Source organism: Blautia sp. OM06-15AC (genome assembly GCF_003481425.1).
GTDB lineage: Bacteria > Bacillota > Clostridia > Lachnospirales > Lachnospiraceae > Fusicatenibacter > Fusicatenibacter saccharivorans.
Genome location: NZ_QULD01000004.1, coordinates 210029 through 231895 on the forward strand (window position 1 = coordinate 210029; position 21867 = coordinate 231895).

A 21867-nucleotide genomic window follows, 5' to 3' on the forward strand; every position below is an offset into this window, starting at 1 on the left:
GATTCGGTTAAAACACAAGACCGTTTTCTCCTGCTTTAATTTTTGCAGGAAGGACAGAAAGCACGCCGCGCTCTCATCGTCTTAATTCCAGCAGATATTCTGTCGTTCCTGCTTCCAGCTGTTTCGTTCCTGCCCACCGAAATCCGTGGCGGTTGTAAAACGCAATGGCACGCGTATTTTTCTCCAATGCCCATAGATGGTCTGCGTCAAACTTTTCAATTACAAAGGTAATCAGCGCGTGGCCGACCCCGTTGTTCTGCAGACATGGATCTACGTATAGTTTACAGATTTCGGTTCCGATAATCGGACTCACTATGTGTTACTACATACAAATCCGACATCTCGACCCATCTTCATACAGAACATTTCGTATTATGCAATCCTGCCCATTTTTCAAAATTATGTTTTCTTTATATTTCATTTTACCGTCCCTCTATCCTCATGTTTTTTGCTATCTGCAGCGCCAGAAACAGCTTGTCCAGATCGTGGTTAGCGGCAGATAATCCATCCGTTTCATAGTTTCCTTCGATCAGCACATCTCCCGCAACAAGAAAATCATACAGTTCAAATCCATAAAAATCACTGATCGCCTGAACGCCTGCGAGTTCCATTTCCACGGCAATGCATCCTTCTTCTTTTCGTTTTCTTACAAGATTTACCGTTTCCCGAAGCATACTGTCTGTCGTCCATACGCGCCCCTGAACGTATGGCAGTTTCCTTTCTTTGAAAAATTCCGCCAGTTTGTCCGTGTTTTTTATTTTTATGTAGTCCTGCGGTTCTGCAAAATAATAGGACAGTCCTTCTCCCCGGTATGCCTCCGTTGGGAGAATAAACTTTCCATCGGTTGCTTCTTTGTCCAGACTGCCGCACGAGCCAAACATGATAAAGACGGATGCTCCTGTTAAATGATTGACTTCGGCAATCATTCCGGCTGCAAGAGCGGAACCAATTGGTGTCAGGTAGAAAGCAATCGTTTCTTCCTCATATGGCAGAGTCCAAACCGGTATATTTCCATTGCATGCTCTTACTTCTGCAATCTGTCGGCATGGGAATTTTTCAAGCATGTATTCATATATTACTTTTGAAAAAATTACCATACATTTTTTTACCAGATGCTGCTTCTCCCCATAAAAATTCTCCAGCTTTACAATCGGCTCGCTGTTGATATCATAAGAATCAATAATCATTCTGTTTCCTCCATAAATTTTATTTATCTTTACCAAAAAGTCCCATATCCACCACCCTTACTGCGCAGACATGAGACTTCCGTTTTTATTTTTGCATTACTTCAATAACACATTCATGTTTCTTCGTTTTTTTATTATAATTGATACCGGCAAGCATTCGAACCACAGAATCTTTCAGGCCATCCATATCCATTTGAATATAAATTTTTAAGGCCTCATACGTTTCCGTCTGGTTCCAATAGGTTCCGAATTTGTGGCGCAGCATGGCTTCTACCACAGATTTCGGGCTATACATGGAATAAATTTCGTCTCCAGTCTGCCGATGCGTAATCAACTGATAACCATCGTACCACGTTTTTGCTTCTTCAAAACTCATCTCATATTTTTCACAGAGGGCAGATATCTCCTGCTCTGTGAAGCCAAAATATTCCGCCAGATCACCGGGATCTGTCATGGAATACTCGGTAAATATATTTAGTGCAGAATAAGAACCATTTTTGTTTGTGAACTTTTCTTTTTTCAGACTTTTCAGCAATACCTTTCGATTATATACATGCGTATTCCACAGTATTTCCATGCTTCTGAATTATTTTCATTAAATCATCAGCCTGCATCCAAACGGTTGCTGTATTATCATTTGGATGAACACCAATTTTATTTCCGACAAATTCCACGTCCATGAAGACTTGAACTCTGTGTTCGGCATCGTTTAGAATACCAAGCGGCGTAACGGCACCGGGTATCAGTTTCATAATATCAAATAATTCCTCCGCAGATGCAAAAGAAAGTGCACGCAGACCACGTTGCCTGCGAAACGCTTTCAAATCTACTCGCTTGTTCCCTTTCATCGTTATCAAATAATAATTACGTTTTTTATCGTCGCGAACAAATAAATTTTTAGCGCCCCACTCTGGATATGGCAAATCAACAGCATCTGCTTCTTCCATATTGAAAACTGCCTTATGTTCCGTAATTTCATACGCTATATTTTGCCTTTTTAAATAATGATATATCTCTATCTTATCCATACTCTTTTATCTCTGTAAACTGAAATTGAAATATGCCCTTATTTTTCATACTTTTCAATCCGGCATTCATGTTCTTTTGTTTTTTCATTGTAGTTAATTCCCACCAGCAAAAGCTCCCCTGCATAGCATGCAACAGACTCCGGATATTTTCTGTCTCTGATCTGATCTAATGCTGCTCTGACGCTTTTGTCCCATTTCAGTTCCACAACAAGCGCCGGGTAATAATTCTGAAACTCCGGCTTTGGAATAAACACAAAGTCTGCAAATCCACGACCCGCGGGAAATTCGCGGATTGGTTTGAAATAGTATTGCATGGAACTCAAATAGGCAATGGACAGAACACTGCTGAGTGAGTTTTCATTGTTATACTGAATCACAGAAGTATATTCCCTGTGAATTTTTTCAATTTCTTTTGCTACTGCGTTTCCATTCATCTGAATTGTATCTTTCAGAAGCTGCTCTGATTCTTTTTGAAATACAATCAACTCATTCCATTTTTTCCTTTTCGTTGCCAGAATCAATTCCTGACGGATTTCCTCATTCGGAATAAAAGCAGTTCTAAATGTCCGGTCATAGGCCAGATATCCAAGGTGAATCAGATACGTCAGCACATCGTCTTTATTGGCGAAGCTAACGGTATCGTTCTGAAAAGAGGTAACATCAACCGGAACATGATCTCCTGAAAGCATTTCGATTACGGCACTTTTCAGGCCATCAAAATCCATATTGATCAGCGGAACAATCGCCTCATAGGATGCGGTTCCGGACCAGTAGCTCTGGAATTCGCCTTCGAGCATCAGGTTCACAACGGCATTTGGATTGTATACATGATATTTCCCAATCTGATAACCGTCGTACCATCGTTTGACTTCTTCAAACTTCTGACCATATACTTCACATAGTTTTTGAACTTCTGTTTCTGTAAAACCTACATATGGTGCAATCGGCCCGGCATGCAGCATCGAATAATCTTTGAAATTGTTCAGCGCCGACTGTGTCTTTTCTTTTTTTACAGGCAAAATACCTGTCAGATATGCCAGTTGAATATATTTTGTCGGCTCCGTCCCTTTGAACATCGCCCGCAGAAAATTGATATATTCTTCCTGTGTTTTGAGATCCGCCGCCTCGTCACGAATCAGAACATCCCATTCGTCTATAATCACAATAAATTTTGTCCCGGATGCCGCGTTGATCCGCGACAGCGCCTCCGGCAGTGACCGGATTTCTTCTGGAAGTATATGGGGATAATATTCTTTTAACTCCGAAATCGTTTTTTCTGAGATATAAGAAACAATCCGCTCCGGTCCGCCTGCCGGTTCCATACACCATTGGATATCCCAGTGGAGCACATCATACTGATTCAGATGTTTTTCAAAATCCTTTGCCCTGCTGATTTCCAGCCCGGAAAACATTTCTTTCGAACTGCAGCCCTTGCTGTAATACGCGGTGAGCATATTTGCCGTAATTGATTTTCCAAACCGCCGCGGGCGGCTGTTGCAGATATATCCCTGCAGAGTGTTCATGACTTTATTCGTATAAGTCAGCAGTCCTGTTTTATCAACATAAATCTCAGAATTTAATGCAACCGCAAATGCTTCATTTCCCGGATTCAGATAACTTCCCATGCAAATCCCTCCCGTCAACATTTTATATGACTCATTATACTTGATCCCTCTGACTATCACAAGGACAGGATTTTCCCACGCAGCTTCCGGTTTTTCACTTTCGTCCTCCTGTGAGAATCCCATACAATTCCGGTCTTCTGTTTTTCAGTCCGCATTTTTCCCGCTTTCTGCATTTCCTGCATTTCGTTGATACTAAAATCAGACATGTTATTATCCTTCATCCTCGTAAATAATGATTTGAAAATATTGTAACTATTCAGAGCCATGCGAAATGGAAGAAAAATCGCGAATCATGTTTACATGAATGAGCTATTTTTCTGGAATTTCATATGGCGAGATGGGACTCTGAATAGTTACAAAATATTATACCCTATAAATGCTTCAATGGTAAACTTTCATTTTGCCGCATAAAAAATACGCGCCGCATTTCTCATCAAAATCATGAGTATGCGGTGCGCAGTTTTTATTTTGCTTTTTTCTTCTCTCTTTTCACAAAAAGACAGACACATACAACAACAAAAACAGCCGTTGCAGCGATCAGTACCGGCCATACCGGCAGTGGACAGACGCCTGCGCTGATCAGTTTCAGTCCCTGGTAAAGTGTGTATACACCGAAAATTGAAAAGATGACAAACGCCAGTGTATTCAGCAGCCCATCCGGTGTCTTGCTCTTTAAGAGATAGCCGACCAGCATTCCGAGAATATCCGCTGCGAACAGTCCGAGAGAACATCCGATCCATACAACGAATGCGGATCCCATACCTTCATTTGCACCAAAGGTGATTGCGGTAAGCTGTGTTTTGTCTCCGAGCTCTGCTACGAAGAACGTACAGAAAACGGCGAGCGGTGCGAACCGAATTTTGGATTTGCCGCCTTCTTCCTCTTCCTCGTCATCATCACCGGAAATGGTGGATGCTGCGAAGTAAAGAAATGCGAGTGCTGCAATCGTCTTAATCAGCCAGTCCGGAATGAATTCGCTGACGAGGCCGCCTGCGAGAACCGCCATTCCATTCAGTACCAGAATCGCGGCTGCGGTTCCCAGGATAATGTCTTTCAGCTTGTACTTCGAAGTAAGCGCAATCAGCATGAGCTGCGTCTTATCGCCCATCTCTGCGATGAACTCGGTAAGAAACACCTTTAGAAATAACACCATTTTCCATTCCCCTTATCTTATAATGATATAAATGGCATATGCGGCATAAAATGCGACCATACAGAAACCTTCGACTCTTCCGATTTTCTTTTTGGTTCCTGCAAAAATCCATACACATACCGTGAATACGATCAATACACACAAATCAATTATATTTTCCGTAATGATGGCCATCGGGCTGATTGCGGATGCAATGCCAAGTACCATAAGAATGTTGAAGATATTAGAACCGATCGCGTTGCCAAGTGCCATATCAACTTCATTCTTTCTCGCAGCAACGATAGAAGTTACGAGTTCCGGAAGGGAAGTTCCGATGGAAACAATGGTCAATCCGATCAGAGTCTGGCTCATTCCGAGATCGCCTGCGATTCTCGCTGCGGCATCTACGGTCACATCTCCGCCGACTGCAATGGCGACTGCTCCGCCGACGATGAACACGATACTCTTCGGAACGGAAAGCAGTTTGATATCCTCATCGGAACCGCCTTCAATTTCGACTTTTTTTCCTTCCCTGTTTGCCTTTAACGCAATCTGAACCATGTAGACAATATAGCCTGCGAAAAAACCAATTAAGATCACGCCGTCCAGGTGACCGAGCATCATACCGGATTTATCGCCGAGTCCGCTAATCCCCAAAACCATTAAAAGTCCGGCGCAGATCAGGGACAGCGGGATGTCTCTTTTGATGGTTTCCTTTGCAACTTCTACAGTAGTCAGTACGGCACAGACACCGATGACAACCATCAGGTTAAAGATATTGGAACCAATGACATTACTGACGGCAAGCTCGTTGTTGCCGGTAAGTGAAGCTGATACACTGACCGCGGTCTCCGGAAGTGATGTTCCCATGGCAACAATGGTCAGTCCGATGATGATCGACGGAACGTGCAGTCTCTTTGCTGCGCTTGAGCTTCCTTCTACGAAAAAGTCCGCACCTTTGATCAGCAGGACAAAACCGATGACGAGACAGACAAGCACAAGAGCAAACGGGGCGTTGTTGATGAAATTTTCCATGTTTTCCTCCTTTGTTTTCCAAGCATATATTCCAAAATAGTATCGTTAACAGAAGCAGGTTTTACTCATTATCCGCAAAAAAAGACTCATGTATATCAAGGAACATCCGATATGCGATACACCGGTGATTCATCGATATACATGAGTCTCATTATTTAAGATTTGCCAGATTATACTCTTTTCTTATAATCAGAATGTTGACAAATCACACATTCGTGCTAACTACTCCCTCATGGAATATTACATTACTTGATAAATACTATCAAATGTCTTCGGGGTTGTCAACAAAATTTGACTTTTTTATCCGAAAGATTTCAGCCCCGCTTACGAATGCATACCAGTCATGGGTGCAGAATACTTTACAAAATATAACAAACCGAATATCCTAAAACGAGAAAAACTTCATTTTCATGATAGTCCATTTTTAGACTGATCTATCTTTTCTATGGTACTCACCTCTCTATTCGTCCTGTGTTTCCATCTCTTCGAGTTCCAGTTCCGTTTCCATCATGCGTTCCAGCAGGGATTCCTGTGTCTGATTTTCTTCGTCTATTTTCGTCTGAAGCTCCATCAGCCGTTCGTAATCTGCGGAAAGTTCCGGGTCCATCATTTCCAGTTGAAGTTCTGACATTCTGCTCTCACTCTCCGCAAGCTGCTCCTCGTATTTTTCGAGCTGCCGTTTTAAGCGGGACAGAATTTTTCCCGGGTTATAATATTTCTTTTTGTCAAACACATCATCCAGCGTCGGAACGTCGGCCGGTTTTCGTACAGCTCCTCCCGCATTTCCCGTTTCTCTGCCCGGCGTCTGCCGTTTGATTTCTTCGAGATACTGTGCATAATTCATTTCGTAAAATTGTACGTCGCTCTCGCCGAACTCCAGAATACCGGTTGCCACCTGGTTGATGAAATAACGGTCGTGCGATACGAACAAAACGGTTCCCTCGTAGCTGGTCAGCATTTTTTCCAGCGCTTCTTTTCCCGCCAGATCCATGTGATTCGTCGGCTCGTCCAGGATCAGGAAATTCGGTTTCGTATAGAAAATCCGGCAGAGCTCCAGCCGCACTTTTTCACCGCCGGAGAGCTGCCCCATTTTCTTTTCGACATCCTCACCGGAAAACAGAAAGGCTCCCAGTGCGCTTCGGACATCGTTGCGAAGCAGGTTCGGATAAAGACTCCAGAAATAGTCGAGCACCGTCTGCTCCGGGTCGAATTTCTGGTTGACTGCTTTGTGCTGATCGAAGTAGGCAAAATCCACGCGGTTTCCAAATTGATAACTTCCGCCCAGTGGATTGATTTCGCCCACAACGGTTTTCAGAAGCGTCGATTTTCCTTTTCCGTTTTCTCCGATGATCACAATCCGTTCTGCTTTTTTGATGACGGCCGAAACCTCGCTCAGGACGGTATCGTATCCGATTTTCAGTTTCTTCATCGTGAGCACATCCGTATAGCTTTCGCGTACCGGATGGAATAAGGCGTGGAATGTCCTCGTGTCAAACCGCCGCGGTTTCTCAATTTTTACCATGTGCTCGATCGCCATTCGTTTCGAACGGGTGGCCGCAACTTTTGTCGGTGTGTTTTTCCATTTTTCAATCCACGCCGTCAGACGCTCGATTTCCTTCTGCTGCGCTTCATAGTCTTTTTCCTGTTTGATCTGTGCTTCTTCTTTTTGTTTCACAAATGCCGAATAATTTCCCGGATACCGTTTGATGTCACCGTATTCGATTTCATACGTCACATCAATCACGCGGTCCAGAAACATGCGGTCATGTGATACAATGATAACGGCATTTTCGTAGCTTTTCAGATAATTTTCCAACCACTCCACTGCAGCGATGTCGAGGTGGTTGGTCGGCTCGTCCAGAAGCAGGATGTCCGGGCGCTGTAAGAGGAGCTGAATTAGGGCAATTTTTGTCTGCTGTCCGCCCGAAAATTCACCGATCGGTTTTTCCAGATCTTCGAGCGCAAAACCAAATTTCTGGAACATCGTTTCCATATCTTTTTTCCAGCTGTACCCGTGCAGACTCTCGATTCTCCGCTCCAGAAAATCGTACTCCGCCAGCAGCTTTTTGTGATCTTCCGTCTCGGCGAGCAGCTTTTCGATTTCCTTTTTTCGTGCCTCGCACGCAAAGACTTCTGAGAAAGCCTTCTCCAGCTCCTCTTTTACCGGCACATCTCCATCGGTAAAATTAATCTGGCGCAGAAAACCGATGTTCTGTTTTCCGCTCATTGTAATCCCGCAGGTCTCGTCGCTGTCCAGATTACTCATCTCAATATCCCCGGCAATCAGCCGCAGCAGCGTCGTTTTTCCACAGCCGTTTCTACCGACAATTGCAATTTTTTCTGTATCGTGAATTTCGAAATTCACACTGTTTAAAATCGTATCCGCGCCAAACTGTACTTTTGCATTTCTGATCTGATATCTCATGTTTTATACCTTTTCTGTTGTGTGAACCTCACAGTCGGTATTTTCACGGAGTCTGACATGTCGAAAATAGTTCGACTGTGACCTACCTCATGTCAGTGGAGGATACCGATTTCTCTCCGCCCGCCACTGCTGTTATGTTTCTTTTAACAATTCATCCCACCGCTTTAGAAGCGGGGGACTTCTTGTCTACTGATGTTAAAATTCTGCTTCCATTATACCGTCTCCGCCCTTCGTTCTCAATGCCAAAAATTTTTCGAATCAAATTTGGTACGCCTGCGGCATAAAAATATCTCTGTTTTACTGATTTGCTCCAGTAAAACAGAGATATTTAACTTCCTATATATTCCGAAAGTCCCTTACGCAAAAATACTACTCATGAGTAGTATATAATATTCTTCTCTTTTTTTCAATGCTGTCTCTTAACAGATTTTCCCAACCAGCACTACAATCCCAGCTGTCACAAGTGCAATGATCAGATACAGAATCGTCGCCAGGCCTCGTTTTGTCAGCACGGTTTTCCATGGTTTTATGTACGGAATCCCTTCCATTCCTTTGATCTCCCATATTTTACTGTGTCCAACCCACACCCGGTCAAGCATAATTCCGTCGAACCAGTTCATCACCACAAGGAAGAGGTAGGATTGGAGATATGCCGTCTTGAAATCGGTGACTTTATTCCAGACAAAAATGATCGCGATCAGCACCACGAACAAAATGATGCAAAATGGAATCATAACCTGCTTTCCTTTTTTCATGACCGCATCTTTGTCGATCAGTCCACGTTTATCGGCTTCTTCTATATATTCCTTTGGATAAAAATAAACACAGTTCATTCCATCATTTCTTACCAGACACTTTACCATCAGAATAAACAGAAGACAGTATAATATGTTTTGCAACAACAGCATCTCACATTCCTCCTCAGACTACCGTTTATGTTTCTTATAGCTTCATGTTAGTTCAGGCTAATCACATTGTCAAGAGGACTTGCTGTTTTTACATTAACACTGCCGCAATGGATAAATTATAATCGTTTATAAAGCAAAAAAAGAAACGAGCAAGTCCTGTCAGGCATAAACCTTACCCAGTGAAAACCCATTTCTTTTTTAGACAATGTCAAAGATACCATACTTCTTTCTCCCATCGAACTTTCTTTACACTCGTCCCTCATTTATTTTACAATTTCTATTTCAGATTGCAAAACTCATCCGCCGTCAGCTCATAGTCGACAGAAGATTCCATTTCCCCCAGCTGATTTTTCCAGGAATTGTAATGGACTGCGGTTTTGCGGAAGCCGAGTTTCTCGTAGACATGCTGTGCTCTTGTGTTTTTGAGGTTGGTATCAAGAAAAATAACGTTGGCTCCCATGCGGAACAATTCTTCTATGAGCATGCTCAGTACAACTCTTCCAATGCCTTTTTCCTGGTAATCGGATTCGCAGATTTTGATTCCGATTTCATATCGATGATTTTCGAATACATAGAAACTCATTTCGCCGATTCGCACATCGTTGTATTCTATGATGAGTCTTCGTCTTGTTTCATCGCTGTCGTCGGCAATCTGTTTTTCAATTTCCGCTGCGCTTGTCCCAAGCCCGTTTGGAAATCCGGCGTGGGCCATGACGGTTCCATCGTTCCACCAGACGGCTAATTGTTCACAATCTTTCTTTTCGGCATTTCTAATGCACAGCTGATTGTATTTTATGTTCATTTCTTCTCTCTTTCTCTGCAATCACTTACAGCTTAGACTCATACCATTCCTCCGCCGTTTTCTCAAATCCGACCGACTGGAACATGCGCTGGCTTTGTCCATTAAAAGAATAAATATTGGCTTTTACCCGCTCCATTCCCTTTTCTCTTGCAAGCTTCAGCATCTCCAGAACGCACCGTCTTCCAATATGCTGATTCTGGTATTCTTTACAGACAACGACAGCGATTTCACTATTCTCTCTCAGCGAAACATCTCCCACCAGCACGCCCTTATATTCTATATAATAGCAGTCACCGTGCGCGGTAAGATAATCATACATCCGATGCAACAGCTCCACATCATACGGCTTCTCCCGGTTGTCCACCTGCCTACACACGTCCAGATCCTGATACCACGGAAGAGAGGCCTCGTCATTCCTGTAATATGGGATCAGCCGGAGTTCATTGTCTATGATTCGTTCGGTCATTTTGGTTTGGCTCCTTGTTTTTTGATCTTAAAGTGCTGCAATTTCCTCTGTAATTTCACAGACACTCTTATTACTCGTATCAATTTTTACCGTATCAAGTACCTGATACATCTGAATTCGTGCAATGCTTTTGTCCATAATCTCTTCCGTACGAATCTTATTTGCGATGTCGGATAATAACCGCTTCCGCAAATTTGCTTCATCCACGATCAGCGAAATTTTAATCACTCTGCATTCTTCCGTGTCCAGCTTACTGACGATTTCATCAACAATACTCTGCTCATGCATCACCCAGCAGAAAATAACGTTTTCATAAGCGCTGCAATGCAGAAAGTTATTCAGCAGATAACAGATGTTGTCCATCACCATCTCTTTCGTCTCATCCGTCACCTGAAACGGATCGGCGTCCCAGCACCAGTCGCCGTCAAGAAAAACGCTGTTCGCCAGATCTTTTTTCAGCTGCTGACTTACCGTCGTCTTGCCAACGCCCATCGTTCCGCCGATCAAATATAATGTTTTCATTTTTCTCTCCCCATAACACGAATGTCCGAAAAAATATCGTTTTCAAAAAGGATTTCAAATCCATCTGCCGGCTGAAATCTGCCATTCAGGATTTCTTTTCCATGGAAGGATATTTTTCTTACTTTGTTTTCCGCATCTTTCACTTCAATTTCACAGTAAGAAAGCAAATATGCACAGATCGCCGTCGCATGAGAAACCACGAGTGCTGTTTCTCCTTCTTCCATCTGTCCGACGATAGAATCGATCGCGGTTTTCATCCGCACCTTCACTTGATTTAACGATTCCCCGCCCGGATTGCGAAAATCGTGATCTTCATACTGTTTCAGCCAGAAATCCTCCCTGGCATCCCCGATCGTTCTTTCATGCAGCTCCTTCACAATGACCGGGTGATCTGCGATGAATTCAGCCGTTTCCATTGCTCTCCGATAAGGTGAAGAAAAGCATCTGTCCACATTTGAAAATATATTTCTTTTTGATACAGCAAGCGCTTTTCCCTCTTCCGATAGAGGAATCTGCTCATTCGGTATATCCCCTTTTTCCGGGATGGAATGCCTCATTAAAAATATTTTTTTCACTTCACTCTCCCCTGCTGTTATTCCTAAAGTTTTTTAATCAAAAACATCTCCATCGGCTTTTTTCCATATCCTTTTTCTGATGTTCCCCAGCGATAAAAAGCATGGTGCAAAACGGAGTATTATCCCAGAAAAGATTATATTGCAGCAATCAAATGTTTCCAGCGGACCTGCTCTTGTGGATATTCTTGATAAACTGATACGAATGGATGTTGTTGCAAAAGAAGCTCCTATTAACGATGAAAATGATGTGTCGCACGGACGGAAGCTTCCCACAGTTCCACCAGCGTTTCCATCCGCGGCATTCTCTCCTGTACTTCATATATTGTTATCTTACTCATCTTCCTTCCACAGCTTTCCTTCTTTATAATGTTTCCTGCAAAGCGCCACATAACTCTCGTTCGATCCAAGGAAAATCTGCGCGCCTTCCCGAACGATTTTTCCGTCTGCGTATCTCGTATTGCACTGCGCCCGTCTTCCGCACCAGCAGACCGTTGGGACTTCCTCGATGATGTCAGCGATTTCCATCAATCTTCTCGAACCCGGAAACAGATGTGTCTGGAAGTCCGCACGCAGACCGTAGCAGAGAACCGGAATCCCATAAAAATCCACGATGTCCGAAAGCGTATCAACTTCCTCCGGAGAAAGAAACTGCGCCTCGTCGATAAGAACCGCATCCACTTTCTTTCCGTGATACCGGTATTCCCCGCTGTCTGCACTCCAGGTCTCTGAAATTTCTTTTAAAAATTCATCCACATATTCCGCCGGTGCCTCCAGCCCGATGCGGGACTTGATTTCATGTTCTCCGTCGCGGTTGTCCGTCCGCGGCTTCAACAGGACAGCATACTGCCCGCGCTCCTCATAATTATAGCGAACCATCAAAATATTAGCAGATTTCGAACTGCCCATCGCGCCGTAGCGGAAATATAATTTTGCCATTGTTTTTCGTCCTTTTGTCTTTTCTTATTCTTTCAGTTCTTTCCGTAAAAACGACTCCTCATCAAGCCAAGTCTCTTAAAAATCATCGCCTTCTATTCCTTCCTCATTTTTCTTTGAATCACCCACCGAACCGCCAGCGTCACCGCAATCAGAACCGCCGCAATTACGCCATCCCGCAGAATCCCTGTATACCACGGTGCAGACCACGTCTCATACAAACCGGGGTGTGCTGTGTAGTCATAATACGTATAAACGCTCTTTCCAAGAAACACGCCAACGACACACCACAGAAAAATTCCGGAAATTTTATGGATTGTTTTCATTGCTCTGCCCCCATTTCTTCTCTATAACAGAAAACTACCGACAAACCTGCTTTTATCGATAGTTCTCTTACCTCTCAAGCACTCAATTTAAGCTTTCCACTCTACACCTGTGCTTTTTCTCCGTCTTTTCATACCCAATTCCCACAGCCAGTATTTTTCCTGTATACTTTTTCTGTTCTGCAAGCCGCGGCACAAATTTTAATGCATACTTCCTGTCTTTGATCTGCTGAATTGCTTCTTCCGGAGTGTGGTCTACTTTTAGTTCAAGAATAATTCCATCTGCGGTCAGATCATATGGATAGAAAATAAAATCCACATACCCAACTCCCGCCTTATCCTCACGCTCTACCCGGTAACTGTCACGCGCAGCCAGGTATACCAGATTGACAATGGCTGACAATTCTGTCTCATGGTTGTACGACAGCAGCGGAACTTCCGTATCGTGCACCAGTTCCAGAATTTTTTCCATCGTATGCGTATCTCCCGCCAGAGTCGCTTTCAGCATTTTCTCGGACTCTTTCGCCAGACGATATACATATCCCAGAGATTCATTCTTCATCAGCAGCTCATCAAACTTCTCCATCAATTCCCTGTTCGGAATAGACACTTTTCCATTCAAATAGCTTAAAAATCCATACACCACCATCGCAGAGTAAATTTCATCTCTCGTAGACAGGTTCATGGAAGTGGCCGCATATTCCTGTATTTTTGCCGAAACTGACTCTCCTGCTGCCATCAGTGCAAGGTCATCCCTGACGTCGGATACATTATTTCGAATGTAATAATAAATTTCATCATATGGACCTGAGCTGGTCCAGTAATTTGCCAGATTGTTAAACTGTAGTGCAAAAACAACGGAGCGTGGATTGTATACCCGCTCTCCCGATTTTGTATAATAACCGTTATACCAGTCTCGCAGACCTTTTCGCGTCACATTTTTTATTTTTCTCTGTTTTTCGCATTCTCTACAGTACCTTTCATACAAATCATCCACTTCGTCATCTGTAAATCCAAAGTATGTTCCGAACATTGGTGAATTTACCATCGTGAACTCCGCAAACATATTCAGTTCCGATCCGCTGGAATATTTCGCAATCGGCAAAATTCCCGTCATATACGATAAAATCACATAGGGACGGTCCTTCAGCAGATTACTTAAAAATGCCACATACTTTGCTTTATCCGCTTCTGTTATAAATCCCCTGTGAAAAATAAAATCCCATTCGTCCAGAACAAAAATAAATTTTTCGCCATGATACTGTTGAAAGATCTCTTCCAGAATATCTCCAATCGCATCTGTTTCACTGGTTTTTGCATCCGGATACGCTTCCCGCAGATCACTGATCAGAAGTTCTTCCACACGCTCGATATACTGTCGGTAAGATTCACAGTTTCTCGGCATTTTACTGAAATCAATCCGAATGACGTTATACTTGTTTTTGTATTTCTGGCAGTCATCCGCTTCTGAAATTTTAAGCCGGTCAAAAAGTTCACCTGAATCAATACCCTTCTGAAAAAACGAGCTGATCATATTGGCCGCAATTGTTTTTCCAAATCTGCGCGGCCTTGTGACGCAAAGATGGCGATTCCCTGCAGCCACATAGGGAAACAGTTCCTGCAGCAGCATTGTTTTATCCACAAAATACGGGCTGCGGCTCTCACTCTGATACAGGGTATACGGTGTCTGACTGTTTAAATAAGCTCCCATTCTGCGCCTCCTCTTTTCATACGTTCCATTATTTTTTATTATAACCGATCCCGCTCTGTTTTCCAATTAAAAAGGCAGAAGAAATGAAACCTTTTATCCCGTTTCCATTTCCTCTGCCTTTCTTACATTTCTTTCCTCTTCTGATTCCTCTTCTTCCGCAGGTTCTCTTTCTTCTGCCGGATTTCCCCCGCCTCCTGTTCGCTGCTGATGCGGATGGTTTTCACGACGAAGAGTTTTCCTTCATCCGAATGTTTCATGCGGGCTTTGCCTTTCAAATATCCGTGCTCCGGGCACCAGGCTACGCAGTAGTAGTTTTTCCCGCCGGCCGAAAACCAGCGTAAGCGTTTTCTTGCCGTTTTCCCGCAGATGCAGCAGTGCGTGCTGCAGACCTCGCGGTCGTGCATGGCTTCTTCTTTTGTGTCGAATTCGCGGGAGATGAATTTCGTGTAGCCATTATAGACGGCGTGGATCTCCTCTTTTTTCGATTTCGGGTTCTGATATACGTCGATCGAGTCGTACGCCAGCACAACATCCATATCGATGCGCGCAAAAATGTCGGCCGTATATTTTGCATCCGAAAGCGCCTGATGAAAATGCTCGTCCTTCGGGAGATGGAGGAAGTCGGCGGCGTACTCGAGCGCCCGGCGGCTCTTCATCGTTTCGTACTGGATCGCGAACAGTTTCTGTACATCGTAAAAATGAATCGGCCCGCGGATCAGCGACAGGAGGTTATAAAATTTCATGTTCCGCTGGAGCTCCGTCAGGTCTCCCGGTCCCCAGGTGCCGAACATGCACGCACCGCCGGAGAATGCAAAAAATTCCTGCACGGCCTGCGCAAATGGGATTCCGTTCTGCAGATCCTCTTCTGTCAGTCCGACGACCTCGCGCGTCCGGTGATGGAGATGCTGGTAGACCACCGGTTTTACAATCCGGTGAAACGTTCCCAGCACATTCCGCTCACCATCCATCTTCACCGCGCCGATCTCAATAATCTCAAATGGCAGCTTCGGGTTCTCTTTTCCTTTTCCATAGGGACACTGGTTCCATTCCAGGTCAAAAATCACATAGTCCATTGTATTGTCAATCCTTCATTCTGTGTCGTCTGTCCCTATTATAAATGATTTTGATATAATGAGCAACTATCTGGCAATTCCATTCTCCGCCCATTCTGGCAATTTTCTTCTTATGCATTACATTTCCCATTCATTTCATCCCGTTCTCTTTCAAACTTAACGCTTCTTTTATTGAAATCCCAGGGTAAATCCGATATAATATTTTTAACTCCGGCCTTCGTTTTTACTCAAAAAAATCACCTGAAAAAGCCGGAAATATTACGAATTTAGATGAGCATCCGATATGAAAACAAAATTAACGCAAAAACAGATTCGATTTCAGGCGCTTCTGCTGTTTTTTATTACATTTTTTCTTGTCGAGCTCTGCGCCGTTTTTCTGTATCAGAATCAGTTAAAGGAAGCAAAGCTGAAAGCTGACTATACCGCACAGACGACCATCGGCCGCGTGAAATCGCAGTTAAACCATTATCTTGCCGAATCCAATCTGATGAAACACATGATTGAAGCCGGTTATACCGTCAATGACGAAGAGTTTTCCGTCCTCTCCTCGCTGATGCAGGACGACCAGAATGTCATCAAAGCACATGAGCTTGCAAAGGACGGCATTGTCACACTGATTTATCCGATGAGCGGAAACGAAGCCGCACTCGGACTTAACATGCTCGAGCATCCTGCCCGGAAACAGGAGGCACGCCTTGCCAAAGAGAGCGGCGAATACACGATTGCAGGACCGTTTGAGCTGCAGCAGGGCGACATCGGAGCACTGCTCTTTGACCCGATTTATACCACCGATGCCAACGGTGACCAGACCTTCTGGGGCTTTTCGATTCTCGTTCTCGACTGGGAATCGTTTCTGAACGAAATTGAACTGGATACACTGGAAGAAGCCGGCTACACCTACGAACTCTGGAAAATTTCTCCGGCCACCGGCGAACACGTTTCCATCGCACACTCCGGCAATTCCCGGCGTTCCGATGCCATCGAAGTTCTCTGCACCGTGCCGAACGACACCTGGCATTTTGAAATTGTACCGAAAAACGGCTGGCTCAGTCCGCTGCAGGTTTTTGTTTCCTTTGCACTCGGACTCATCCTTTCCCTGCTTGCCTCTATTGGTTTTCTGCAGTTCCAGATGCGCCGCTATAAAGACGAGATTCACGCAGCAGAACTGGAAAAAGCCGTACAGGAAGCACAGTCTGCCAACGAAGCAAAAACACGTTTTCTGTTCAACATGAGCCACGACATCCGAACTCCGATGAATGCCATCATCGGTTTCTCGGATCTGCTGGAAAAGCACATCGACGAGAAGGACCGCGCGGTCGACTACATTGCAAAAATCAAGTCCTCCAGCAGTTTTCTGCTCTCCCTGATCAACTACGTGCTTGAGATGGCGCGCATTGAGAGCGGTAAGGCCTCGCTGAAAATCGAGCTCGGCAGCTACAGCGAGCTGATCAATTCCCTGAATGCAGTGTTTGAGCCTTCGTTAAAAAGCAAAAAGCTTTCCTATCTCTGTTACAACACGGTGGAACACGATGCCATCCTCTGCGACCGGACAAAAATACGGGAGATTCTGCTGAATATCATCAGCAACTCCATCAAGTATACGCCGGAGGGCGGAAAAATTTTCGTAAAAATCGAAGAGACACCGGCACCAAGGAAGGGCTTTGCCTCCTACCGCATCACCGTGAAGGACAACGGTATCGGCATGAGCAAAGAGTATCTGCCGCATATTTTTGAAGAATTTACAAGAGAACATTCCTCCACCGAAAGCCACATCACCGGAACCGGCCTCGGCCTTCCGATCGTCAAATCCCTCGTGAATCTGATGGGCGGAACGATCGATGTGGAAAGCGAACTCGGTGCCGGAACAATAACTACGGTCTGCCTCACGTTTGGACTTCCGACCGAAGAACAGCTTGCGGCTCACCAGCATAAAGACGAGATTCTCGAGCAGTCCCTGCAGACGCTTTCCGAAAAACGTGTGCTGCTTGCCGAGGATAATGACCTGAATGCAGAAATTGTACTCACCGTTCTGGAAGAAAACGGCATTCACGCCGAGCACGTAAAAGACGGCGCCCTCTGCTTAAAAGCAGTCCAGAACGCACCAGAAGATTATTACAATGTTATTCTGATGGATATTCAGATGCCGAACATGAACGGCTATCAGGCCGCAGAAGCGATCCGTGCACTCCCGGGAAAACGCGGGGAAATCCCGATTGTCGCCATGACGGCAAACGCGTTTGAAGAGGACCGCCGAAAAGCACTGGAATCCGGCATGAACGCCCATATCGCGAAACCCGTTGACGTTTCGGTTCTTCTCGAAACACTTTCCAGGTTTTCATGACCTTTACAGATCCCGATGCACCGCGCCTCTTCTATGGAATTTTAACTTCCATCGACGATCAGAAACCCAAAAACAAATAATATGCATGAAAAAAGGAGCGTTCCCGTAAAGAGAACAGCTCCTTTTTTCATGCGCCGCAGCGGACGCTTTTATTTCTCGTTTTTCAGCAGCTCCAGGTTTTTGGAGATCAGCTCGCATCTCTGTTTTACGCAGTCCGGGGATCTGTGCGGATCCTGCGGTGTGTTGAACAGATAGTCCTCGAGTTTGTCGATTGTGGTGGTTGCTACATGCATTCTTGTATCGCAGGATGCATAGTAGATGTAAACCTCTCCGTTCTCACGCGCAATCGCGCCGTTTGTAAATACAACGTTGGAAACGTCTCCGACTCTCTCTTTTCCAAGCGGAACCAGGAATACACCGGACGGCTCTGCAATGACTTTGGACGGATCGTTCAGATCAGTACCGAAGACATACAGAACGTAGCGAAGGCCTGCTGCTGTATTTCTTACACCGTGTGCAATGTTGATCCAGCATTTCTTACCGCGGATCGGCACTGCTCCGGCACCGTTTTTGGACTCGGTCAGGGTATGATAAATACGTTTGCTGATGATCTTCTCCTCGTCGATGACAGCATGTGTGATATCATCGCAGAGTCCGAAGCCGATTCCTCCGCCGCTTCCGGTCTCAATGAAACCATCCATCGGACGGGTGTAGAAGGCATATTTTCCGTCTACGAACTCCGGATGCAGAACAACGTTTCTCTGCTGCGGAGAACGTAAGGTTTTCAGGTTGTCCAGACGCTCCCAGGTCTTCAGGTCTTTCGTTCTTACGATACCAGCCTCAGCAACAGCCGCGGACAGATCCGGATCGTTTTTGTCCTTGCTCTCAGAGCAGAACACTCCGTAAATCCAGCCGTCCTCGTGCTGGGTCAGACGCATGTCATAAACGTTGGTTTCCTCTGCGCAGGTATCCGGCAGCACAACCGGGTAATCCCAGAAATGGAATCCGTCGATACCAGTATCACTCTCTGCAACAGCAAAGAAAGATTTTCTGTCATTGCCCTCCACGCGGACAACGAGATAATACTTTCCATTCAGATAAATCGCGCCGGAGTTCATCACAGCGTTGATGCCGAGACGCTCCATAAAGTACGGATTCGTCTCCTCATCCAGATCATATCTCCAGTGAACAGGAGCGAACTCTCTTGTCAGCACCGGATACTCATAGCGGTCATAAATACCGTTGTAAAAATCTGCTTTTGTGTTCTTTCTTGCCACAAGGCGGTCTACCTTGGCTTTTTCCACATAATACTGTTTATTCAGCATCTTTTAACCTCCCAATTACTTCCATACACATACGTCCATTGTGATACGGGCATTTCCACGGTTCTACAATCGGCTCATGAATCGGGCTTCCGTCTGCATTCACGCACCAGAACCACTCAGACCCCTCTCGTTTGTCGATCACATATTCCTTGATGTAGCCCCAGATGTCTTTTGCCGCATCGAGATACTTTGTTTCCTCCGGTTTTTTCTGCCATGCATTTAAAAATCCAACGACTGCTTCTGCCTGTACCCACCAGACTCTTGTGGTATCATCCACACCGCGCTCGCACTCATTCATCAGCGAATGATTTTTGTATGCCGTGTTGTAGATATTTTCCGCAATCTCTCCGGTGATCGGCAGCAGTTTTTCCCGGTAAGCCGGATCGCCGAGCACTTCTGTACCCCGGTCGATCAGCCAGGAAGTCTCGATATCATGGCCATAAGAATACAGATCAATCAGCGTATTCCATGTCCGGTCGAAGAATACTTCCTGACGGCCTTTTTCTTTGTTATATACTTTATCCGCGAAGAGATCCATCATAAAGCGGAGACGGTCACCGGTAAACGGATCCTTTGTCACGCGGTACAGCTCGGTATATGCTTCGAAAACATGCAGCAGCGTATTCATGGTCTTCTCTGCCATGACGCCATTCTCCGAGAGCTTTTCATTGCTCTCCGGCTTGAAATCGCGGGTAAATGCCTCGAGATAACCGTACTCGTCGGTGCAGTGTGTCTCGATGATCTGCTGCAGCGATTTTGCCAGCTCCAGCGCCTCGGTGTCGCCCGTCGCATCAAAATACGTAGACAGCGCATAAATTGCAAATGCCTGATTGTACGTATGCTTTGTCGTATCGAGCGGTTTTCCGTCGTAGGTGACAGACCAGAACACGCCACCGTACTCGCGGTCCACACACGCCTGTTTCATAAAGCGGTACGCATGCTCCGCATCGGCGCGCAGCTTCTCGTCCTTTAAGGTCAGGTACGCATTCGAGAAAAACCAGAGAATTCTGCTGTTTAAGATGCAGCCCTTCTCATACGTTTTCTGCACGTTCAGATCAAAGTCCTGATAGCCGTAAAATCCGCCGTATTCCTCATCTCTTAAGCCCTCCCAGAACGGAACGATCCGTCCAGTAAGCTCCTGCTTTACTTCCTTTGCCAAAGACTGCATCTTTTCTTTCCTTCTTTCTTATCTTCTTCCAATTTCGGTGTCAGACTCGCGTACGACACTGTTTTTCTTGATATAATCTACAATCAGATCTACGGTTGTGAATGCCAGTCCTACATACGTATCGGCTGCGCCGTAGTAGATCGCGATCTTTCCGGTCTCTGCATCGTGAATGGTTGCGCACGGGAAGGTTACGTTCGGAACGAAGCCTCTCTCCTCATACCACTCTTCCGGTGTCAGAAGGAAGTTCTGGCAGCGGTATTTTACGATGGACGGATTCTCTTTGTCGAGGATTGCGCCGCCGATGCTGTATACATAGCCATTGCAGGTGCCGCTTACACCGTGGTAGAACAGCAGCCATCCTTCGTTGGTCTCAATCGGAGCTGCGCCGCCGCCGATCTTTAAGGACTCCCACCACTCCGGGCTCTTGCTCATGACGTGGCGGTGTTTGCCCCAGTACAGCATATCCGGGCTCTCGGACAGGAAGATGTCACCGAACGGTGTGTGGCCGCTGTCGCTTGGACGGGACAACATCACGAAGTTGCCGTTGATTTTTCTCGGGAAGAGAACGGCATTTCTGTTGAATGGAAGGAATGGATTCTCCACACGTACGAAGGTTTCAAAATCTTTTGTTTTTGCCATTCCGATGGCTGCACCGTAGAAGTCCTGGCACCAGATGATGTAGTAGGTATCTTCTACTTTTACAAGACGCGGGTCATATGCGTAAACCGGCATGAACGGTTTGCCTTCTTCGTCAACGAACTGGATTTTGTTCTCATCGAAATTCCAGTGGATCGCATCTTTGCTTCTTCCAAGGTAGATGTACGGGATTCCGTTTGTCTGCTCACCACGGAATACTCCGATGAACTCGTCGCCGTACGGCATAACGGCGCTGTTGAAGATTCTTGCTACTTCCTTCACCGGATTTCTTCCGATAATCGGATTCTCGCTGTATCTCCATACCGGTGCACCGGAAAACTCAGCCGGGCCTTCCTGCCATGGCATATTTTTGACAGCATCTCCAATAATTTTAACTTCGCTCATTTTTTGAAACCTCCATGAAAAATATTGTTTGTTTATGAGTTGTACTTTGTTTTTTTAAGTTTCTGTTAGTGGACAGAATCTTGTTTTTTAATTCTTTTTTCTCCGAACCGCCGTGTTTTATCACCCTCACGCCCAGTCCTTTAGCTTAATTTTAACATAGATGATTAATTTTTCAACTGGAAATCACTTAAAAAATAAGTTCCGTTAGATACTGTCAATTTTTAAGTGACTTTGTTGTGTAATATGT

General features: G+C 45.1%; 21 protein-coding genes. 1 reads left to right on the forward strand and 20 read right to left on the reverse strand.

The genetic code is table 11. The features are described from left to right. Nucleotides 1-73: 73 nt before the first annotated feature. The 17 genes from DXB83_RS07955 to DXB83_RS08040 all read right to left on the reverse strand — a co-directional run bounded on the left by DXB83_RS07955 (nt 74) and on the right by DXB83_RS08040 (nt 15745). Nucleotides 74-313, reverse strand: coding sequence for a GNAT family N-acetyltransferase (locus tag DXB83_RS07955; RefSeq protein ID WP_242991196.1), 240 nt, complete (start codon nt 311-313; stop codon nt 74-76). A 109-nt stretch (nt 314-422) separates the two neighbouring features. Next, entirely contained in the window at nt 423-1187 is a 765-nt protein-coding gene (locus DXB83_RS07960) for a nucleoside phosphorylase (RefSeq protein ID WP_118640505.1), read from the reverse strand. Nucleotides 1188-1272: 85 nt separating this feature from the next. Next, nucleotides 1273-1764, reverse strand: coding sequence for a hypothetical protein (locus tag DXB83_RS07965; RefSeq protein ID WP_330426809.1), 492 nt, complete (start codon nt 1762-1764; stop codon nt 1273-1275). Continuing rightward, on the reverse strand, nt 1733-2215 hold the full coding sequence (locus tag DXB83_RS07970) for a prolyl-tRNA synthetase associated domain-containing protein (RefSeq protein WP_118595646.1): 483 nt from the start codon (nt 2213-2215) through the stop codon (nt 1733-1735). The genes DXB83_RS07965 and DXB83_RS07970 overlap by 32 nt, the downstream gene beginning before the upstream one ends. A gap of 38 nt (nt 2216-2253) precedes the next feature. After that, complete coding sequence (locus DXB83_RS07975) at nt 2254-3840, reverse strand: AAA family ATPase (RefSeq protein WP_117761360.1); 1587 nt, start codon at nt 3838-3840, stop codon at nt 2254-2256. A 463-nt stretch (nt 3841-4303) separates the two neighbouring features. Next, complete coding sequence (locus DXB83_RS07980) at nt 4304-4993, reverse strand: TMEM165/GDT1 family protein (RefSeq protein WP_118640506.1); 690 nt, start codon at nt 4991-4993, stop codon at nt 4304-4306. A gap of 12 nt (nt 4994-5005) precedes the next feature. After that, entirely contained in the window at nt 5006-6007 is a 1002-nt protein-coding gene (locus tag DXB83_RS07985) for a calcium/sodium antiporter (RefSeq protein WP_117510557.1), read from the reverse strand. A gap of 460 nt (nt 6008-6467) precedes the next feature. Continuing rightward, nucleotides 6468-8432 carry an ABC-F family ATP-binding cassette domain-containing protein gene (locus DXB83_RS07990; protein WP_118640507.1) on the reverse strand — a complete coding sequence of 655 codons (1965 nt, stop codon included), beginning with the start codon at nt 8430-8432 and terminating at the stop codon, nt 6468-6470. Between the two features lie 419 nt (nt 8433-8851). Next, entirely contained in the window at nt 8852-9340 is a 489-nt protein-coding gene (locus DXB83_RS07995) for a hypothetical protein (RefSeq protein ID WP_117510553.1), read from the reverse strand. Nucleotides 9341-9617: 277 nt separating this feature from the next. Beyond that, on the reverse strand, nt 9618-10142 hold the full coding sequence (locus DXB83_RS08000) for a GNAT family N-acetyltransferase (protein ID WP_055225836.1): 525 nt from the start codon (nt 10140-10142) through the stop codon (nt 9618-9620). 25 nt (nt 10143-10167) lie between these two features. Continuing rightward, nucleotides 10168-10608, reverse strand: coding sequence for a GNAT family N-acetyltransferase (locus DXB83_RS08005; RefSeq protein WP_117510551.1), 441 nt, complete (start codon nt 10606-10608; stop codon nt 10168-10170). 27 nt (nt 10609-10635) lie between these two features. Then, on the reverse strand, nt 10636-11130 hold the full coding sequence (locus DXB83_RS08010; protein ID WP_117510549.1) for an AAA family ATPase: 495 nt from the start codon (nt 11128-11130) through the stop codon (nt 10636-10638). Beyond that, nucleotides 11127-11687 (reverse strand): histidine phosphatase family protein, encoded by a 561-nt coding sequence (locus DXB83_RS08015; RefSeq protein WP_117805117.1) that lies wholly within the window; start codon nt 11685-11687, stop codon nt 11127-11129. Before DXB83_RS08015 ends, DXB83_RS08010 begins: the two co-directional genes overlap by 4 nt. Nucleotides 11688-12035: 348 nt before the next feature. Next, nucleotides 12036-12641 carry a thymidine kinase gene (locus tag DXB83_RS08025; protein WP_117761365.1) on the reverse strand — a complete coding sequence of 202 codons (606 nt, stop codon included), beginning with the start codon at nt 12639-12641 and terminating at the stop codon, nt 12036-12038. Nucleotides 12642-12733: 92 nt separating this feature from the next. Next, entirely contained in the window at nt 12734-12964 is a 231-nt protein-coding gene (locus tag DXB83_RS08030) for a hypothetical protein (protein WP_117510543.1), read from the reverse strand. Between the two features lie 82 nt (nt 12965-13046). After that, nucleotides 13047-14672, reverse strand: a complete 1626-nt coding sequence (locus DXB83_RS08035) for an AAA family ATPase (protein WP_117761366.1) — start codon at nt 14670-14672, stop codon at nt 13047-13049. A gap of 122 nt (nt 14673-14794) precedes the next feature. Further along, nucleotides 14795-15745 carry a 3'-5' exonuclease gene (locus DXB83_RS08040; RefSeq protein WP_117761367.1) on the reverse strand — a complete coding sequence of 317 codons (951 nt, stop codon included), beginning with the start codon at nt 15743-15745 and terminating at the stop codon, nt 14795-14797. A gap of 283 nt (nt 15746-16028) precedes the next feature. Between DXB83_RS08040 and DXB83_RS08045 the strand changes: the two genes are divergently transcribed. After that, on the forward strand, nt 16029-18086 hold the full coding sequence (locus DXB83_RS08045; protein ID WP_117805118.1) for an ATP-binding protein: 2058 nt from the start codon (nt 16029-16031) through the stop codon (nt 18084-18086). Between the two features lie 149 nt (nt 18087-18235). On the opposite strand, the gene DXB83_RS08050 is transcribed toward DXB83_RS08045, so the two are convergent. From DXB83_RS08050 to DXB83_RS08060, 3 genes are read right to left on the reverse strand one after another with little or no spacing between them, the layout of a single operon-like run. Continuing rightward, a complete protein-coding gene (locus DXB83_RS08050) occupies nt 18236-19411 on the reverse strand; it encodes a glycoside hydrolase family 130 protein (protein WP_022461807.1) in 1176 nt (391 codons plus the stop codon). Then, complete coding sequence (locus DXB83_RS08055) at nt 19401-20579, reverse strand: AGE family epimerase/isomerase (RefSeq protein WP_055221154.1); 1179 nt, start codon at nt 20577-20579, stop codon at nt 19401-19403. The genes DXB83_RS08050 and DXB83_RS08055 overlap by 11 nt, the downstream gene beginning before the upstream one ends. A gap of 18 nt (nt 20580-20597) precedes the next feature. Next, complete coding sequence (locus tag DXB83_RS08060; RefSeq protein ID WP_117510535.1) at nt 20598-21620, reverse strand: glycoside hydrolase family 130 protein; 1023 nt, start codon at nt 21618-21620, stop codon at nt 20598-20600. Nucleotides 21621-21867 lie beyond the last annotated feature (247 nt).

Excerpts from the sequence above, each read along its gene's own strand:
- DXB83_RS07995 (WP_117510553.1), bottom strand. The coding sequence starts at position 9,340 with ATGCTGTTGTTGCAAAACATATTATACTGTCTTCTGTTTATTCTGATG.
- DXB83_RS08030 (WP_117510543.1), bottom strand. The coding sequence starts at position 12,964 with ATGAAAACAATCCATAAAATTTCCGGAATTTTTCTGTGGTGTGTCGTT.
- DXB83_RS07975 (WP_117761360.1), bottom strand. The coding sequence starts at position 3,840 with ATGGGAAGTTATCTGAATCCGGGAAATGAAGCATTTGCGGTTGCATTA.
- DXB83_RS07985 (WP_117510557.1), bottom strand. The coding sequence starts at position 6,007 with ATGGAAAATTTCATCAACAACGCCCCGTTTGCTCTTGTGCTTGTCTGT.
- DXB83_RS08045 (WP_117805118.1), top strand. The coding sequence starts at position 16,029 with ATGAAAACAAAATTAACGCAAAAACAGATTCGATTTCAGGCGCTTCTG.
- DXB83_RS08040 (WP_117761367.1), bottom strand. The coding sequence starts at position 15,745 with ATGGACTATGTGATTTTTGACCTGGAATGGAACCAGTGTCCCTATGGA.
- DXB83_RS07960 (WP_118640505.1), bottom strand. The coding sequence starts at position 1,187 with ATGATTATTGATTCTTATGATATCAACAGCGAGCCGATTGTAAAGCTG.
- DXB83_RS08010 (WP_117510549.1), bottom strand. The coding sequence starts at position 11,130 with ATGAAAACATTATATTTGATCGGCGGAACGATGGGCGTTGGCAAGACG.
- DXB83_RS08035 (WP_117761366.1), bottom strand. The coding sequence starts at position 14,672 with ATGGGAGCTTATTTAAACAGTCAGACACCGTATACCCTGTATCAGAGT.
- DXB83_RS08025 (WP_117761365.1), bottom strand. The coding sequence starts at position 12,641 with ATGGCAAAATTATATTTCCGCTACGGCGCGATGGGCAGTTCGAAATCT.
- DXB83_RS08060 (WP_117510535.1), bottom strand. The coding sequence starts at position 21,620 with ATGAGCGAAGTTAAAATTATTGGAGATGCTGTCAAAAATATGCCATGG.
- DXB83_RS08055 (WP_055221154.1), bottom strand. The coding sequence starts at position 20,579 with ATGCAGTCTTTGGCAAAGGAAGTAAAGCAGGAGCTTACTGGACGGATC.
- DXB83_RS07965 (WP_330426809.1), bottom strand. The coding sequence starts at position 1,764 with ATGGAAATACTGTGGAATACGCATGTATATAATCGAAAGGTATTGCTG.
- DXB83_RS07980 (WP_118640506.1), bottom strand. The coding sequence starts at position 4,993 with ATGGTGTTATTTCTAAAGGTGTTTCTTACCGAGTTCATCGCAGAGATG.
- DXB83_RS08005 (WP_117510551.1), bottom strand. The coding sequence starts at position 10,608 with ATGACCGAACGAATCATAGACAATGAACTCCGGCTGATCCCATATTAC.
- DXB83_RS07990 (WP_118640507.1), bottom strand. The coding sequence starts at position 8,432 with ATGAGATATCAGATCAGAAATGCAAAAGTACAGTTTGGCGCGGATACG.
- DXB83_RS08015 (WP_117805117.1), bottom strand. The coding sequence starts at position 11,687 with ATGAGGCATTCCATCCCGGAAAAAGGGGATATACCGAATGAGCAGATT.
- DXB83_RS08050 (WP_022461807.1), bottom strand. The coding sequence starts at position 19,411 with ATGCTGAATAAACAGTATTATGTGGAAAAAGCCAAGGTAGACCGCCTT.
- DXB83_RS08000 (WP_055225836.1), bottom strand. The coding sequence starts at position 10,142 with ATGAACATAAAATACAATCAGCTGTGCATTAGAAATGCCGAAAAGAAA.
- DXB83_RS07970 (WP_118595646.1), bottom strand. The coding sequence starts at position 2,215 with ATGGATAAGATAGAGATATATCATTATTTAAAAAGGCAAAATATAGCG.